Annotated in this window: 17 protein-coding genes and 1 pseudogene; 10 read left to right on the top strand and 8 right to left on the bottom strand. The window is 72.7% G+C overall.

The window, feature by feature from the left end; translation table 11 throughout:
- Nucleotides 1-25 precede the first annotated feature (25 nt).
- Both ACWD4A_RS22290 and ACWD4A_RS22285 read left to right on the top strand, forming a co-directional pair.
- Nucleotides 26-1,276 (top strand): pyroglutamyl peptidase, encoded by a 1,251-nt coding sequence (locus ACWD4A_RS22290; protein ID WP_451196442.1) that lies wholly within the window; start codon nt 26-28, stop codon nt 1,274-1,276.
- Between the two features lie 7 nt (nt 1,277-1,283).
- Nucleotides 1,284-2,012: a carbon-nitrogen hydrolase family protein gene (locus tag ACWD4A_RS22285; RefSeq protein WP_451196440.1), complete on the top strand. Its 729-nt coding sequence runs from the start codon at nt 1,284-1,286 to the stop codon at nt 2,010-2,012.
- Between the two features lie 24 nt (nt 2,013-2,036).
- Here the strand turns inward: ACWD4A_RS22285 and ACWD4A_RS22280 are convergent, their stop codons facing one another.
- On the bottom strand, nt 2,037-2,642 hold the full coding sequence (locus ACWD4A_RS22280; protein WP_451196437.1) for an ATP-binding protein: 606 nt from the start codon (nt 2,640-2,642) through the stop codon (nt 2,037-2,039).
- 221 nt (nt 2,643-2,863) lie between these two features.
- Between ACWD4A_RS22280 and ACWD4A_RS22275 the strand changes: the two genes are divergently transcribed.
- Together ACWD4A_RS22275 and ACWD4A_RS22270 are read left to right on the top strand one after the other, a co-directional pair.
- A complete protein-coding gene (locus tag ACWD4A_RS22275; RefSeq protein WP_451196436.1) occupies nt 2,864-3,715 on the top strand; it encodes a Scr1 family TA system antitoxin-like transcriptional regulator in 852 nt (283 codons plus the stop codon).
- A gap of 11 nt (nt 3,716-3,726) precedes the next feature.
- The gene (locus tag ACWD4A_RS22270; protein ID WP_451196434.1) at nt 3,727-3,918 is read left to right on the top strand and encodes a hypothetical protein; all 192 of its coding nucleotides are present in this window, start codon (nt 3,727-3,729) and stop codon (nt 3,916-3,918) included.
- Nucleotides 3,919-4,149: 231 nt separating this feature from the next.
- Here ACWD4A_RS22270 and ACWD4A_RS22265 read toward each other — a convergent pair whose 3' ends face one another.
- Nucleotides 4,150-5,169 carry an NADP-dependent oxidoreductase gene (locus ACWD4A_RS22265; RefSeq protein WP_451196432.1) on the bottom strand — a complete coding sequence of 340 codons (1,020 nt, stop codon included), beginning with the start codon at nt 5,167-5,169 and terminating at the stop codon, nt 4,150-4,152.
- Between the two features lie 87 nt (nt 5,170-5,256).
- Here ACWD4A_RS22265 and ACWD4A_RS22260 point away from each other — a divergent pair, with 87 nt between their 5' ends.
- Entirely contained in the window at nt 5,257-5,688 is a 432-nt protein-coding gene (locus ACWD4A_RS22260; protein ID WP_451196430.1) for a MarR family winged helix-turn-helix transcriptional regulator, read from the top strand.
- 7 nt (nt 5,689-5,695) lie between these two features.
- On the opposite strand, the gene ACWD4A_RS22255 is transcribed toward ACWD4A_RS22260, so the two are convergent.
- Nucleotides 5,696-6,217, bottom strand: a complete 522-nt coding sequence (locus ACWD4A_RS22255; RefSeq protein ID WP_451196428.1) for an isochorismatase family protein — start codon at nt 6,215-6,217, stop codon at nt 5,696-5,698.
- Nucleotides 6,218-6,502: 285 nt separating this feature from the next.
- On the opposite strand from ACWD4A_RS22255, the gene ACWD4A_RS22250 reads away from it, so the two are divergent.
- The gene (locus ACWD4A_RS22250) at nt 6,503-8,308 is read left to right on the top strand and encodes a BTAD domain-containing putative transcriptional regulator (RefSeq protein ID WP_451196426.1); all 1,806 of its coding nucleotides are present in this window, start codon (nt 6,503-6,505) and stop codon (nt 8,306-8,308) included.
- Between the two features lie 261 nt (nt 8,309-8,569).
- On the opposite strand, the gene ACWD4A_RS22245 is transcribed toward ACWD4A_RS22250, so the two are convergent.
- Nucleotides 8,570-10,225 carry a hypothetical protein gene (locus ACWD4A_RS22245; RefSeq protein ID WP_451196424.1) on the bottom strand — a complete coding sequence of 552 codons (1,656 nt, stop codon included), beginning with the start codon at nt 10,223-10,225 and terminating at the stop codon, nt 8,570-8,572.
- Nucleotides 10,222-10,944: an ABC transporter ATP-binding protein gene (locus ACWD4A_RS22240; RefSeq protein WP_451196422.1), complete on the bottom strand. Its 723-nt coding sequence runs from the start codon at nt 10,942-10,944 to the stop codon at nt 10,222-10,224. Before ACWD4A_RS22240 ends, ACWD4A_RS22245 begins: the two co-directional genes overlap by 4 nt.
- 109 nt (nt 10,945-11,053) lie before the next feature.
- Between ACWD4A_RS22240 and ACWD4A_RS22235 the strand changes: the two genes are divergently transcribed.
- On the top strand, nt 11,054-11,647 hold the full coding sequence (locus ACWD4A_RS22235) for a hypothetical protein (protein WP_451196420.1): 594 nt from the start codon (nt 11,054-11,056) through the stop codon (nt 11,645-11,647).
- 64 nt (nt 11,648-11,711) lie between these two features.
- Nucleotides 11,712-12,272 (top strand): sortase domain-containing protein, encoded by a 561-nt coding sequence (locus ACWD4A_RS22230; protein WP_451196419.1) that lies wholly within the window; start codon nt 11,712-11,714, stop codon nt 12,270-12,272.
- 36 nt (nt 12,273-12,308) lie between these two features.
- Here ACWD4A_RS22230 and ACWD4A_RS22225 read toward each other — a convergent pair whose 3' ends face one another.
- Genes ACWD4A_RS22225 through trxA form a run of 3 tightly spaced genes read right to left on the bottom strand, consistent with a single transcriptional unit; the run spans nt 12,309 to nt 13,734 of the window.
- A complete protein-coding gene (locus tag ACWD4A_RS22225) occupies nt 12,309-12,734 on the bottom strand; it encodes an OsmC family protein (protein WP_451196416.1) in 426 nt (141 codons plus the stop codon).
- A gap of 12 nt (nt 12,735-12,746) precedes the next feature.
- Entirely contained in the window at nt 12,747-13,355 is a 609-nt protein-coding gene (locus ACWD4A_RS22220; protein ID WP_451196413.1) for a histidine phosphatase family protein, read from the bottom strand.
- Nucleotides 13,348-13,734, bottom strand: a complete 387-nt coding sequence (gene trxA, locus ACWD4A_RS22215; RefSeq protein ID WP_451196411.1) for a thioredoxin — start codon at nt 13,732-13,734, stop codon at nt 13,348-13,350. Before trxA ends, ACWD4A_RS22220 begins: the two co-directional genes overlap by 8 nt.
- Before the next feature lie 265 nt (nt 13,735-13,999).
- Here trxA and ACWD4A_RS22210 point away from each other — a divergent pair, with 265 nt between their 5' ends.
- Together ACWD4A_RS22210 and ACWD4A_RS22205 are read left to right on the top strand one after the other, a co-directional pair.
- Nucleotides 14,000-14,647 (top strand): DUF4956 domain-containing protein, encoded by a 648-nt coding sequence (locus ACWD4A_RS22210; protein WP_451196408.1) that lies wholly within the window; start codon nt 14,000-14,002, stop codon nt 14,645-14,647.
- Nucleotides 14,644-14,864, top strand: a pseudogene (locus ACWD4A_RS22205) (hypothetical protein); the annotation flags it as partial. The gene ACWD4A_RS22210 and the pseudogene ACWD4A_RS22205, both read left to right, overlap by 4 nt.

Raw genomic sequence — 14,864 nt, 5'->3', positions numbered from 1 at the left:
CATGAGACCCAATGGAAAAGTCTGGATGCCGTTCGGCGTCGCGCTGCTCGTATGCGGAGCCGCCCCGTCCGCCGCCCTCGCGTCCCCCGCCGCCGCTCCTGGGGTCACGGTCGAGGAGCAGCGCCTCGCCGGTCCCGTGCCGCAGGAGATCCTCCGGCTCGGCGGGTTCACCGACGTGGCCCCCGGTTTCGGCCGCGACCTGGCCACCGCCCGGACGCCCGCGCAGGCGGAGCGCGTGGCCGTACGCGACGGACGGCGGCTGTGGCGGCGCGCCGTGGACCGGGCGCAGGGGCGGGGACCGGACGGCGGGACGCTGAGCCGTGACGACGACCGGCCGCTGTACTGGGCCCGGCTGGGGATGACGCGGACGCTCCGCGAGTGGAAGCCCGCGTTCACGTTGTCCGGAAAGCAGCGCACGGACCTGATCGCCGCGGTGGAACGGTCCTCGCGCGGCCAGGACTCGATCGACCTGCCGCCGGGGCACGGTGTGAAGCGCGTACTGATCACCGGCTTCGACCCGTTCCGGCTGGACTCCGACGCGCGGCGCTCCAACCCTTCCGGCGCGGCGGCGCTCGCCCTCGACGGCACGACGATCCGCACAGCCGGCGGCCCCGCGCGCATCGAGGCGGTCGTCTTCCCGGTGCGCTGGGCGGACTTCGCGGACGGCACGGTCGAGCGGACACTGCTGCCGTACTTCCGGCCGGGGCCGCGGCGCGTGGACCTCTTCACCACCATCAGCCAGGGCCGGCCGGGCCGCTTCGACGTCGAGCGCACCAACGGCGCCTGGCGCGGCGGCTCCCCCGACAACGCCGACGTCTCCCGTACGGGGACCGTGCCCGTACCGCCCGGCGTCCCCACCGTCCGTCCGCAGCCGCAGTGGACGTCGACCACCCTGCCGTACGCGGCGATCACGGCGGCGCGCACCGGGCCGTACCCGGTGTACGACCACACCGCCGTCACGGAGATCCCGGCGGGCGGCACGGTCCCCGTCGTACGGCCGGACGGGCCGACGCCCGGCTCCGCGGCCCGCGAGGGCGGCGGGGGCGACTACCTCTCCAACGAGATCGCCTACCGCGCGACCCTGCTCCGCGACGCGGTACGGCTGCGGGTGCCCGGCGGCCATCTGCACACGCCGGTGCTGGAGTTCGGGGCGGGCAACGCCGACCCGGCGACCGGGCGGGTCAGCGACCCCGATTTCGTACGGAACCGGCTCGCGATCACCGCGCAGATCAGGTCCGTGATCACGGTGGCCGCGGGCGGGACGAACCGGCCATGATGGCCGGATGATCATCGCTACCGCGCAGTTCGTGTCCCAGCCGTGCGACATCGAGGCCAATGTGGCCCGGATGGCCGGATACGTCACCGAGGCGGGTGAGCGGGGTGCCGCGCTCGTCGTCTTCGCCGAACTGGCCGTCACGGGCTACGAACCGGCGGCGATCGCCGCGGACCAGGACCGGCTGACGACCGCCCCCGACGACCCCCGGCTGGCACCGATCCGCGAGGCGTGCCGGACGGCGGGGGTCGCTGCCGTCGTCAACTGCGCGGGACCCACGGACGCGGGCCCGACGATCAGCTCGTACGTGTACGGCCCGGACGGCACGCTCCTCACCCGCTACGACAAGCTGCACGTGACGGAGAAGGAGACCGCGGAGGGCATCGTCAAGGGCTCCCGCGACGGCGGCCGGTTCACCCTGGACGGCGTCGGCATCGGGCTCGTGATCTGCTGGGACGCCCACTTCCCCGAGCTCGCGGCGTGCGCGGCGGCCGACGGGTGCCGGGTGTTCATGGCGAGCTCGATGTACGGCGACACCGGCGGAAAGGAGGAGCTGACCTCCCTCTTCCCGTCCCTGGCCAAGGACAACGGCCTCTACGTCCTGCTCGCCAACCACGCCGGCCCGTCCGGCCCGTACAACGGGTGCGGCCTGAGCGGCATATGGGCCCCGGACGGCAGCCTCCTGGCGGCGGCCGCGGGGAGGGAACCGGGGGTGGTGACGGCGGACGTGTCCGTCTGACCGGGCCGTCTCCGCTCCGCTCGGTCACCTGAGGCGGCGCTCGTGTTCGGCGTCGAGGTCATCCAGTTCGCGGCGCACCGCCGCGCGCTCGTGCTCCGTGACCGGGCCGTACGGTTCCGGGCGCTCCCGGAGCCGTCGCGCGTAGGCGGCTGCCCCGGAGCGCGGGAGGTTGGCCCACACGCGCGTGCCTTCCGTGGCGGGGGCAGGTTCGGAGAAGCCCCAGAGGCCCCCGCATTCGCGGACGATGCGGATCAGGGGGATCAGGAGCCGCTCGCGGTGGCCGATGCAGGTGGCGGTGGCGTCGGCGGCCGCGTGCGTACGGGGGTGGGGGTCCCACACGACGGTGCGCAGGCTCTCGTCATCGCGCCACCGGAGCGAGATGTAGAGCGCCTGGCCTGGAGCGAACAGCGAGGCGGCGGTGGTGAGTTCACTGACCACTTGGAGCACGGGAACCTCGATCCCACGCAGCCCGTGGGCACGCAGCGAGGTGCGCGCGTTGTCGCACGCGATCCCGGCCGCTTCGGGCCCACCGGGCAGGGTGAAACTGTGGTTGAGCCTCTCGGGCGACAGCGGGGGCCGCTCCGCCGGGGGTACGGGACGGGAGATGAGCGGACAGAGGTCGGTGGACATACGGCAGCTCCGGGTGGTGTGGGGGTGAGGTGTTGGGGTGCGCGCGATGGGCGGCAGCCCGCACCGATGCGCTTCCGGCTGGCGCCGTGCGTGAGTGATGCGGTACCGAAGGTAGCCAGCGACCGTGGCACCGTGCCACATTTTTAGGGGCTGATGCCTCGATCGGGTGATGTGCGGCCGCACGCGTACGGGGCCTCGCCCGGAAACTGTAGGAAGAGCGCATGCCACCCAGGACAATGCCTACCGAACGACAGAAGCGGCTGGGCGCCGAGCTGCGCAAGATGCGTATGGCCGCGGGCGTTTCGACGGACTACGCAGCCGGGCTGCTCGGTATCGACCGCACCAAGATCTCCAACATCGAGTCCGGTGTACGCGTGATCACACCCGACCGCCTCCGCACACTGGTCTGCAATTACGCCTGCAACGACAAGGGATACGCCGAGGCCCTGGAAGCCATGGCCAAGGAGCGCCATCGTGGTTGGTGGGAGGACTTCCGGGGCACCTTGCCCCAGGGCCTCCTGGATATCGCGGAGCTGGAGTGGCACGCGGCCGGGGTGCGCACCTCTCAGGTGACACATCTCCCCGGCCTCCTCCAGACAGAGGAATACGCCCGCTCGATCTTCGAGGCAGTTCTCCCGGCCATGCCACGGCTGGAGGTCGAGCTCCGTGTGGCCCACCGGATGCACAGGCAACAAGTCCTGGAAGGAGACAGGTCGCTGGAGTACCTGGGGTACATCCACGAGGCGGCGCTGCGGATGCAGTTCGGCGGACGCAAGGTCACCCGCGACCAGTTGAACCACCTACTGGTCATGTCCGAACGCGACAACATCACTCTACGAGTGCTGCCCGTCGACACGGGCGCGTTCCCCGGAGCGGGGCATGCGATGTTGTACGCCGAGGGACCTGTACCGCAACTTGATGCCGTGCAGCTCGATCTGGTGGGCGGCCCGTCGTTTCTCTACGCGGAATCGCAGCTCGCGCGGTACCGCGCCCAACTGGATTGGATGGAGCGCGCCGCGCTGGACGCCAGACGGTCGCGCGACTTCGTTCGCGCCATCACAAGTGAGCTATGAGGAAGGCGACAATGGACCACATAACCTGGGAAATGCCGTTCTGCGGCGACGGAAACAACTGCTTCCGCATAGGCACCGACAACGTCGGCAACGCCTACATAGCGATCAACGGAGCCGAGGACCACTACCTCACCGATACCCGAGAAGCCCTCCGCGCCCTCATCCGCGACATCAAAGCCGGCAAGGCCGACCATCTGCTGTAGGCGGCGCAGCCCGCCAACTTCAAGATCATGTACCCCACTACGGGAATATTGCCGTTGCGTCATGGACGCCCCATGGCGGATCGCCCTAGCGTCATCGCGGCGGCGGGGAGCAGCCCCGCCAAGCGCTGAGTCCCGCAGGAGACCGGACACACGGATGAGCCCCGGCCGCAACAGCCAGGGCTCATCCGTCCACGCCGAGCTGCCGGAACGGCGCGCGGCGTCGGAAGAAGATCAGGCGTCGAGGGTGACGATCATCTTGCCGGTGTTCTCGCCGCGCAGCATGCCGAGGAACGCCTCGGTCGCGTGCTCGATGCCGTGGACGGCCGTCTCGCGGTACTTGAGCTCGCCGGAGCGCACCCAGGCCCCGACCTCCTGGACGAACCGCGGCTGGAGGTCCCAGTGGTCGGCGACCAGCATGCCCTGCATGCGCAGCCGCTTGCCGATGACGGAGGTGAGGTTGCGCGGGGCGGGGGTCGGCTCGGTGGCATTGTACTGGGCGATCATGCCGCAGACGGTGATCCGGCCGTGCAGCTTCAGGGAGTCGATGGCCGCCTCCAGGTGCTCGCCGCCGACGTTGTCGAAGTAGACGTCGATGCCGTCGGGGGCGGCCGCCCTGAGCTGCTCGGCGACCGGGCCGTTCTTGTAGTTGAAGGCGGCGTCGAAGCCGTACTCCTCGGTCAGGAGCTTGACCTTCTCGTCCGAGCCCGCGCTGCCGATGACGCGCGAGGCGCCCTTCAGCTTGGCGATCTGGCCGACCTGGCTGCCCACCGCGCCCGCCGCGCCGGAGACGAAGACGGCGTCGCCCGCCTTGAAGTCCGCGACCTCCAGCAGACCGGCGTAGGCGGTCAGGCCCGTCATGCCGAGCACGCCGAGGTAGGTGGAGAGCGGGGCGACGTCCGGGTCGACCTTCACCGCGTGCTCGGCGCCGAGCACCGCGTACTCGCGCCAGCCGAGCTGGTGCACGACGTGGTCACCGGGCCGGAAGGCGTCGGAGCGGGAGGCGACGACCACGCCGACGGCGCCGCCGTCCATGGGGTGGTCGAGCTTGTAGGGCGGGAGGTACGACTTGACGTCGTTCATCCGGCCGCGCATGTACGGGTCGACCGAGAGGTGGATGTTGCGCACCAGGACGCGGCCCTCGCCGAGCTCGGGGACCGCCGTCTCGCGCAGGGCGAAGTCCTCGGGCTTCGGCCAGCCGTGGGGACGGGCGACGAGGTGCCATTCACGGCCGGTGGTGGGGGTGGCGGGCATGGGAAACGGCCTCCTAATGCTTCAGGTTCTAAAACAACCATGCTCCTCGATATTTCATGTTGTCAAGCAACCGGGTATCCTGGAGCCATGGTCCCTCGAACCGATGCCCTGACCCGTGAGGTGGTCGACCTCATCGCGACCGTCGTGGCGCGCTACCACGAGGAGTACGAAGAGGCGGCCGCCAAGCACTCCCTCACCGGGGCGCAGGCGAAGGTGCTGACCCTGCTCGCCCGGGATCCGCAGCCGATGCGCCGGATCGCCCAGCAGCTCAAGTGCGAGCCGTCCAACGTCACCGGGATCGTCGACCGCCTGGAGGCCCGCGGTCTGGCCGAGCGTCACCCGGACCCCGACGACCGGCGCGTCAAGCTCGCCGTCGCCACGACGGAGGGCACGGCCACGGCGGAGCGGCTCCGCGAGTCGCTCGGCTTCGCCCGCGAGCCGCTGGCGGCCCTGTCGACGCGGGAGCGCACGGTGCTGCGCGACCTCCTCCAGCGCATGCTGGGCGAGGAGACGGCATAAAAGCCGGCTAGGTCAGCCTCAGTCGCGCCGCCGTGACGACCGTGCCCAGGCGGGGCATGTCCAGGGTCACCGACGCCCGGTGCTCCTCCGTCGTGAGGGCGCTCATCGCGTCCTCCACGAACACCAGTTGGTAACCGTGGTCGGCGGCGGCGCGGGCCGTCGACTCCACGCCGAGGTTGGTGGCGATCCCGGCGAGGACGACCGTGCGCACGCCGCGCTCCCGCAGCCGGTCGTCCAGCCCGGTGCCGTGGAAGGCGCCGGCGGTCCGGACGGTCCGCTTCACGATCTCGATGTCGCCGGGCTCCGCGACCCCGGCGAACAGCCCGCTCCCGGGCGGCTGTTCGGGCACCCCGGGCCGTTCCACCCGTACGACCACGACCGGCGCCCCCGCCGCCCGGAACGTCCGCGCCAGCGCGGCGGACGTACGGGCCACCTCGTCGCCGCCGCGCGGCGCGAGCGGCAGCGCGACGACGCGCTCCATCAGGTCGATCAGGACAAGTGCCGTGCGCCGCGGGTCGATTTCCGTCATGGCCGGACCGTAGTCCCGGACCCCGGCCACGAGGCCGACGGCAGGTGAAACTTGCGCAACAGGCCGGGGCGGCGGGGGTCGTGGGTGCACCATGGACGGTGGCTGTACGTCTCATAGACGGCCGTATGTAGTGGACAACCGTATGTCTATGACAGCTGTCCATTCATCAACTGTTGATCAGGCATGGATATCACCGGGCCATGGTGAATTTCCGAGCGACTTCAGCCACTGGAGTCAGTGACTCCGGCGCTGTGGATCAGTGATCGACGAGTGAGGTGGCCGTATATGGAAGCCCCTGACGACGACTTGCGCATCAGCCTTCTCGGCCCGGTCCGCGCGTGGCGCGGCCGGACGGAGATCGACCTGGGCACACCCCAGCAACGGACCGTCCTCGCGCTGCTGGCCGCCCAGGGCGGACTGGTGCCGACGCGACGGCTCATCGACGGGATGTATGGCCAATGTCCACCGGAGTGCGCTCCGGGCCTGGTGTCCACGTACGCCAGCAGGCTCCGCAAGATCTTCGAGCCCGGACGCACCCCCCGCTCGCACGCCCGCGTCCTGCTCTCCGGGCGCGGGGGCTACGAGCTCCACATCGACCGGGACGGCGTCGACGTGCACGTCTTCACCACCACGGTCACCCGGGCCCGGGAACTGCGGGACGCGGGGGACCTCCCGGCGGCCTCCGGGCTCTTCGAACGGGCCCTGGCGCTGTGGCGCGGCGAGCCCCTCAGCGGGATCACCGGCCCCTGGGCGCAGGAACACCGGACGATCCTGGAGGAACAGCGCATCGGCGTCCTGGAGGAGCGCTGGACGCTGGAGCTGGAGCTCGGGCACCACACCGCCCTGACCTCCGAACTCACGGCGGCCGTCGCGCAGTTCCCGCTGCGCGAGAGCCTCCACGCCCTGCTGATGCGGTCCCTGCACCGGTCGGGGCGGCAGGCCGACGCGCTGCGGGCGTTCGCCGACGCCCGCCGCGCGCTCGTCGCGGAGCTCGGCATCGAACCCTGCGCCGAGCTCCGGGAACTGCACCAGCGCATCCTCAACAGCGACCGCGACGACGAGCCGCTCCCCGCCCCGCCGTACTCCCCGGCCGGCGGGACGGCGCCGCACGCCCGGACGGCCCGGCCGGGCCAACTCCCGCCCGCCGTACGGCACCTCGTCGGCCGTGACGACCACGTCACCGCCATGGTCGCGGCACTGACCGCCGCCGGCCGCCGGACCGTCCCCGTGTGTCTGGTGTCCGGCATGGCGGGGGTGGGCAAGACCGCGCTGGCGCTGCATGTGGCCCACCGGGTGGCGGAGCACTTCCCGGACGGCCAGCTGTACGCGCGGCTGGAGGGGCCGCTGACCGATCCGGCGGCGGTGCTCGGGCAGTTCCTGCTCTCCTGCGGGGTGCCCGCCGGCGAGATCCCGGACACGCTGGAGGCGCGGGCGGGCGCGTTCCGTTCACTGCTGGTCGGCAAGCAGGTCCTGGTGACCCTCGACGGGGTGGCCTCGGCGGCCCAGCTGTCCGCGCTGCTGCCCGGGGCACCCACGGCGGGGGTGATCGCCACCGCCCGGCGGCCGCTGCCCGTACCGCTGATCACCGACCACGCGCCGATCGACGTGCTCTCCCCGGACGACGCGCGGAAGCTGCTCGTGACCGCCTCCGGCCGGGCGGAGGACCGCACCCCGCCGGACGCCTGGGCACGGCTCGCGGAACTGTGCGGACGGCTGCCGCTGGCCCTGCGCCTCGCCGCCGCCCGACTGGTCGAACGCCCCGTCTGGACCGTCACCCACCTCACCGACCGGCTGGCGGACGAGCACCGGCTCTTCGTCGAACTGCGCTCCGGGGGCGCGTCACTGGAGTCCGTGTTCGCCGTGGACTACGACCGGCTGGACGCCACCCAGGCGGACGCCGTACGGGCCCTGGCCGGGCTCGAAGCCACCGACATCTCCCCCGACTCGGCGGCGGCGTGCCTCGGGACGGACCTGTACGAGGCGGAGGACCTCCTGGAGTCACTGGTGGACGCGGCGGTGCTGGGGGCTCCCGCGATGGGGGTGTACCGGTTTCATGGGTTGATGCGGACCTTTGCCAGGGCGCTGCGCTGAGCGGTGTGCGGGTCCGTCGCCGCCTGCGGCGGGGGCGCCCTGCGGCCGCGTCCTCAATCGCCGGACGGGCTGAATTGTGCGGGCGTGGTCCGCAGTCTGCGGGCCGCAGGCCAAAGAGCTACGGTCCGCAAATCCAGCCCGTCCGGCGATTGAGGACAACGCGGCGAAGCCGTGTTGCGGGGTCTGGGGCGAAGCCCCAGTTCGGGAAGGGGCGGGGTGGGGAACAAGCCCGCCGCAGGCGGCGAACCGGCCCGCGGCCCCTCACCGCCGTATCAAGCGGTCCGCCGACCGCGCGGCGAAATACAGCAGCGCCGCGGAAAGCAGCACCGCCACCGTCACCACCCCGCCCACCGAGCCGACGCTCAGCGCAACGGCAAGGCCGCCGACCGTGACCAGCGGGCCCGCCGCGTACCAGCCGAGGAAGAGGAGGACTCCCGGGTCGCCCATCGGGGTGGGCACCCCGAGGAACAGCATGCCCGTGCGGGCCGGGCCGCGGCTCGCCGCGAAGACGGCGGCCGACGCGAACGGCAGGGCGCACACCGGCATCAGCAGCAGCGCCCGCGGCGCGCCCGCCACCGCGAACGGCACCGCGGCGAGGACGCCCAGCAGCGCGCCGGCCAGGGCCGGGAGCACGGTGTGATGGAGCATCAGCACCCGGAAGCGGAAGGGCGCCCAGGCCGCGCGCCGTACGTCGTCGGTCTCCAGCCGGGCGGTCTCGGCGAGCGCGCCCACGGCGACGTAGCCGAACAGCAGGGCCACGACGAGCAGAGCGTTCCGCCTGCCGCCGTCGACGTCCGTGCTCAGGGCGGCCGTCGCGGTGGCGCAGGCCGTCCACATCAGGGACTTGGCCAGGCGGCCGGGCGCGCGCAGCAGGGCCAGCAGGTCCCGCCACACCACCACGAGGTACTTCGAGCGGGGCGCCCGCAGCCGGACGCGGCGGGTCCGGCCGCTGTCGGTGGCGTCCAGCAGGGCGAGCTTGGCGGCCCGGAGTTCGAAGGTCCACAGCACGGAGGACACGGTCTGTGCCGTCGCCGCCCGGCGGCGCAGCTGCGCGGTCGGCACGCGCGCGGCGTCCCGGTCCCCCTGGAACAGCCCGGCGGCGGTGAGGAGGACGAGCGGGACGAGCGCGTACGGCCAGCCGGGGGCGGAGCCGCCGGTCGCGGCGACCACGGGCTGGGCCGCCCACCCCCACGGCCCCGACCACGACTCGGCCCGCTCCAGCGGCGCGAGCCGGTGCCCGTACGCGGCCAGCGCCACCTGTCCGGCGAGCAGCATCAGCACGACGACGGCGAGAGGTGTGCGGCGGCGTACGGTCCGGGCGAGCGCCGCCCTGCGTTCCACGGCCATCCCCACCGAGGTGGCGAGCAGGGGCAGGCACACCGCCGCGGGGAGGAGCGCGAGCAGCGCGGAGCCGACCGGGGCCAGGTCCAGCACGCGCAGCGTCACGGCCCCGGCGGCCGCGAGCAGCAGGCCGGGGACGACGGATATGCCCGCGGTCAGCCAGAACCACGGGCGCAGCACGCGGGCCCTGCGGACGGGCTGGGCGAGCAGCCAGGCCACGGACGGGCCCGGTACGACGACCGGCCCGCGCCACAGCGCGTCCCGGGCGGCGACGAGGGCGAGGGCGGCGGTCAGCAGGGTGAACAGGGCGGGCAGGGCGTGCCGTACGTCCGTGCCGAGGCCGCCGTAGTCGGCGCCGAGCCGGACCTGCCGGAGGAAGTGGTAGGCGTAGCCGCTGCCGTAGCCGACGACGACGAGGACGAGGGTGTAGACGACGACGGCGAGGTCGCGGCCCTTCTGCCTGCGGTGTGCCCGCCGTTTCTCCCGGAGCCAGCGCAGGGTCTCGGCGGTGCGGTCGTCGTCCTCCTCCGACCAGGTGGGCCCGTCGTCGGTCCGCTGGTCCTCCTGCACGCTCATCCCCGCAGCCCCAGCTGTTCCAGCACCTCCGCCGGATGCCCTTCGGCGATCACCCGGCCGTCCTCCAGGGCGACCATCCGGTCGGCGACCGTCTCCGCCAGCTCCGCCTGGTGCGTGGCCAGCAGTACGGCGACGCCGTCCGTCTTCTCGCCGACGAGCAGTTCCGCGAGCCGCACCCGGGCCTCGGGGTCGAGCCGCTGCTCGGGTTCGTCGAGGACGAGCAGGTCCCGCGGGCGGACGAGGGCGGCCGCGAGCAGCAGCGACTGCAGCTGCCCGGACGACAGGGAGCCGGGCAGCGCCCGCGCGTGGTCGGTGAGCCTGCGGTCGGCGAGCACGTGGTCGATCCACGCCTGCGCGTCGTCCACGGCGTGGGCGACGGTGACGAGTTCGAGGTGCTCGCGCACCGTGAGGTCCGGGTAGGTGGCGACGGTGTCGCCGACGACCGCGACCCTGGCCCGTACCTCGGGGTCGTCCTCGGTGACCGTGCGGCCCGCGAAGAGGGCGGTGCCGGTCGTGGGGGTGTCGCGGCCGCTCGCGATGCGCAGCAGGGTGGACTTGCCGGAGCCGTTGTGCCCGAAGAGGGCCGTGCAGGTGCCCGCCGCCAGGTCCAGGTCGAGCGGGTGCAGCGCCTGCCGCTCCCCGTAGACGCGGCCGACGCCGCGCAGCCGGAGCAGTGGGGGCCGGTCGTCGTGTGCGGTGCCGTCGCGCTGCGGGGCCATCAAACCTCCGTACGATCGTGGACTCCCCCAGACCCTAGCCAAGCGGGGCGTACGCCTTCGTGTGCGGTACGGCGGCGCGGGGAGTGGCGGGTGCGCGACGATGGCTCCCATGAGTTCCGTGTCCGGTCCCGATCGGGGATCGCCCTCAGAGTCCGGTCCGTCGTTCGGCCCATCGGACTTCCAACTGGTGCTGCTGCGGCGGATGGCCGACCATCAGCCGGGGCTGGTCGAGGACGCCCTGCGCGAGCTGGGCGTCGACCGGTCGCGGATGCGGGAGGCCAACCGCCGCTGGCAGGCGATGCTGCGCTCGCCCCGGCAGCGCGGGGCGGGGGCGCGCTACCGCTCCGTGCTCGGTCCGCCGGAGACCGTGGGCGGGCGCCGGATCGGCGATCTGGACTTCGAGGCGGCGACATGGCGGCTGCCGCTCTGGCCCGGCCTGCGGTTCGAGGTGCTCTCCGCGCCCGGGGGCGCGGTCTGGAACGAGTGGCTGGTGCGCGCGCCGGGGGCGGCCGGGCCCGCGCTGGGCTCGGTCGGGGACCTGCGGCCGTGGTCGTGCACGGTGGACGAGGTGGCGCGGGCCTTCGCCCCCGCCCGGCCGATGGAGGGCACGGCACCGACCCGCTGGCAGCTGGCCTTCACGGCGGACGGCGGTGAGCACATCGCGGAGTTCACCTGGGGACTCTTCCAGCGCCTCGTCCTTTAGGCCGACACGGAACTGGCCGTTCAACCGAAGCGGGGCCCGGCGGCCCGTGCCTAGCGTGGCCCGCATGTCCCGCAACCGAGCCCTCGCCCTGGCGGCCGCGGCCGCCGTCCTGGCCGCCGCCACCGGCTGCTCCCTGAGCGCCGACCGCTCCGGGGAAGTGACCGGAACCCCCGCGGCGGGCGAGGAGCCCTCGAAGGTGTCCATACCGGAGCTCGGCGTGCGCAGCGACCTGTTGCGGCTCGGGCTGAACAAGGACGACACCGTGCAGGTGCCGCCGCCCGGGAAGGGCATGACGGCCGGCTGGTACACGGGCAGCGCCAAGCCCGGCACGCCCGGCGCGGCCGTCATCATCGGCCACAACGCCACCCGGGAGGGCAAGGCCGTCTTCCACGACCTGGACAAGGTGAACAAGGGCAGCGTCATCGACGTCGAGCGCGGCGACGGCAAGGTGCTGCACTTCTCCGTGACGGGCAAGGAGAAGGCCGACAAGAGCGCCTTCCCGACGCGGAAGGTCTACGGGGAGACACCGGACCGGGTGCTGCGCCTGGTGACCTGCGCGGGCGATCTCGACCCCGACGGGCACCCCGTGCAGAACCTGATCGTCTACGCGGCGCTCACGGGGTGAACGGGGGCCGGGGGCGATGCCCCCGGCCCCGCGGTCTCAGGCGAGCTCCGCCGACAGGGTGATCGTCGTCCCGGTGAGCGCCTGGCTGACCGGGCAGTTCTTCTTGGCGTCCTCGGCGGCCGCCGCGAAGCCCTCCTCGTCCAGGCCCGGGACCTCGCCGCGCACCCACAGGTGGATGCCGGTGATGCCCGTGCCGGGCTGGAAGGTGACGTCCGCCTTGGTCTCCAGGCGGGTGGGGGGCGTACCGGCGCCGGTCAGTCCGTGCGAGAGGGCCATCGAGAAGCAGCTGGAGTGGGCCGCGGCGATGAGCTCCTCGGGGCTGGTCTTCCCGTTGGCCTGCTCGGCGCGGGACGGCCAGGACACCGGCTGGCTGCCGATGCCGGACGAGTCGAAGGTGACGGTGCCGCTGCCGGTGAGCAGCTCGCCCTCCCAGACGGTGTGCGCGGTGCGGGTCGTGGCCACGTGTCGTTCCTCCTACGGAAGCGATGGGGTCGAGGGCAGGTTCCAGGCGACGAGCGCGGGGCGCCCGTGCTCGGTCCCGATGCGGCTGACAGTAGCGGTGTCGAGCCGGAAGAGCGCACCGGCGGCGGGCGGCAGCCCCAGTCGGCGGGCGGTCAGCACCCGCAGGAAGTGCCCGTGCGCCACCAGCACCACGTCGCCGCCGTCCGGCTCGCGCAGCCACGGTCCGACCCGGGCCAGCACCCGGTCGGCGCGGGCGCCGACCTGGGCGACGGTCTCGCCGGGGTGGCCGGCGGGGCCGGGGACGACGCCGTCGTCCCACAGGTACCAGTCGGGCCGGGTGCGGTGGATCTCGTCGGTGGTGATGCCCTCGTAGCCGCCGTAGTCCCACTCGTGCAGGTCGGGGTCGGTCTCGGGGTCGAGGCCCGCGAGCTCGGCGGTCCGTACGGCCCGCTTGAGCGGGCTGGCCAGCACCGTGGCGATCCGCCGCCCGGCCAGCAGCGGGCGCAGGGACTCGGCCTGCCGTTCGCCGCGCTCGGTCAGCGGGACGTCCGTGAGGCCGGTGTGCCGCCCGGAGCGGCTCCATTCGGTCTCGCCGTGCCGGACCAGCAGGAGCTCACTCACCGGTCCGCTGCTCCGCCTGTGCCTTGGCGACGTCGGCCCGCACCTCGTCCATGTCCAGGGCGCGTGCCTGCCGGATGACGTCCTCCAGCGCGGCCTCGGGCAGCGCGCCGGGCTGGGCGTAGACGGCGATGTTGTCCCGCACGATCATCAGGGTGGGGATCGACCGGATCTCGAAGGCGGCGGCCAGCTCGGGCTGGGCCTCGGTGTCGACCTTCGCGAAGACCAGGTCGTCGTGGCGCCCGGCGGCGCCCTCGTAGACCGGCGCGAAGTTCCGGCAGGGGCCGCACCACTCCGCCCAGAAGTCGATGAGCACGAATCCGTTGCCGGAGACGATCTCGTCGAAGTTGTCCTTGGTGAGCTCCACCGTGCTGCTGGCCATGCCTGACTCCTGCCTCCGGTTCGCGGGCGGTCGCCCCGGCAGGACCAACCGGACGACGCCGGACGGTATTCCCGCCGTGCCCCGCGAGCAGCGTGTCCACCCGGTGGAGGCGGAGGGTGCCGTCCCACAAGAACGTCGAACGCGACACGGGTGGTGCCGTTCCGGACAGTCCCGGCCGCTCTCCATCAAGGATTCGCATTGTTCACTCAAAGGCGATCGTTTGTTCACCCAGAGTTCCCTGTATCCGGTGTTTCCCCGACCACTCATGGAGAGCAGCCAAGCGATGGACACCTTCCGGCACCTCGCGGCACACCTGGGGCTCGACCTCGTCGCCGTCTGCCTGCTGACCTTCGCGGTCTACTACCCGCGCCATCGTCGGCGCGATCTCGTGCCGGCCTATCTCGCCCTGAACGTGGCCCTGTTCACCGTCGTCGCGGCCCTCGCCGAAGTGGGCGGCGAAGGCGGCACGGCGCTCGGCTTCGGCCTCTTCGGCGTGCTGTCGATCATCCGGCTGCGGTCCGACTCCGTGCAGCACGAGGAGGTCGCGTACTACTTCACCACCCTCGTCCTCGGCCTGCTCTGCGGCCTGCCCGAGCTGGCCTTCGGCATCACCGCCGGGCTGAGCGCCGTCCTGCTGCTCGTCATCTACGTGGCCGACCACCCCCGGCTGCTCGCCCGCTCCCGCCGCACCATGGTCACCCTCGACGCCGTCCACACCGACCCGGCGGCGCTGCGCGCCGACCTCGCCCGGCGGCTCGGCGAGCCCCTCAACTGGACGGTCATGGAAGTGGACTTCGTCCGCGACCTCACCGTCGTGGACGTCCGCTACCGCGAACCCCGCCCCGACACCGGCACCCGCCCGGCCACCACCGGGCCCGCCCGTCGCGAGGTGCCCGCCTGGGAGTCGGTATGAGTGCCCCGGCCGCGCCCCCGCGGGCCCACGGCGTACCGGCCGCCGTCCACGCGATCCACGAGGCGGCCCACGCCACCGCGCCCATCACCCTGGCCGAGGTCAACGAACGCTCCGCGCTCATGGCCCGCTTCGACCACAGCTACCTCGTCCCCGCACCCGTCTTCCTGCGCATGGCCGAACAGCTCACCGACCCCCACCGCCCCGACGGCCCCTTCCG

It is taken from the genome of Streptomyces sp. NPDC002537 (genome assembly GCF_053594975.1).
This window is presented reverse-complemented; position numbering and strand designations above follow the sequence as displayed.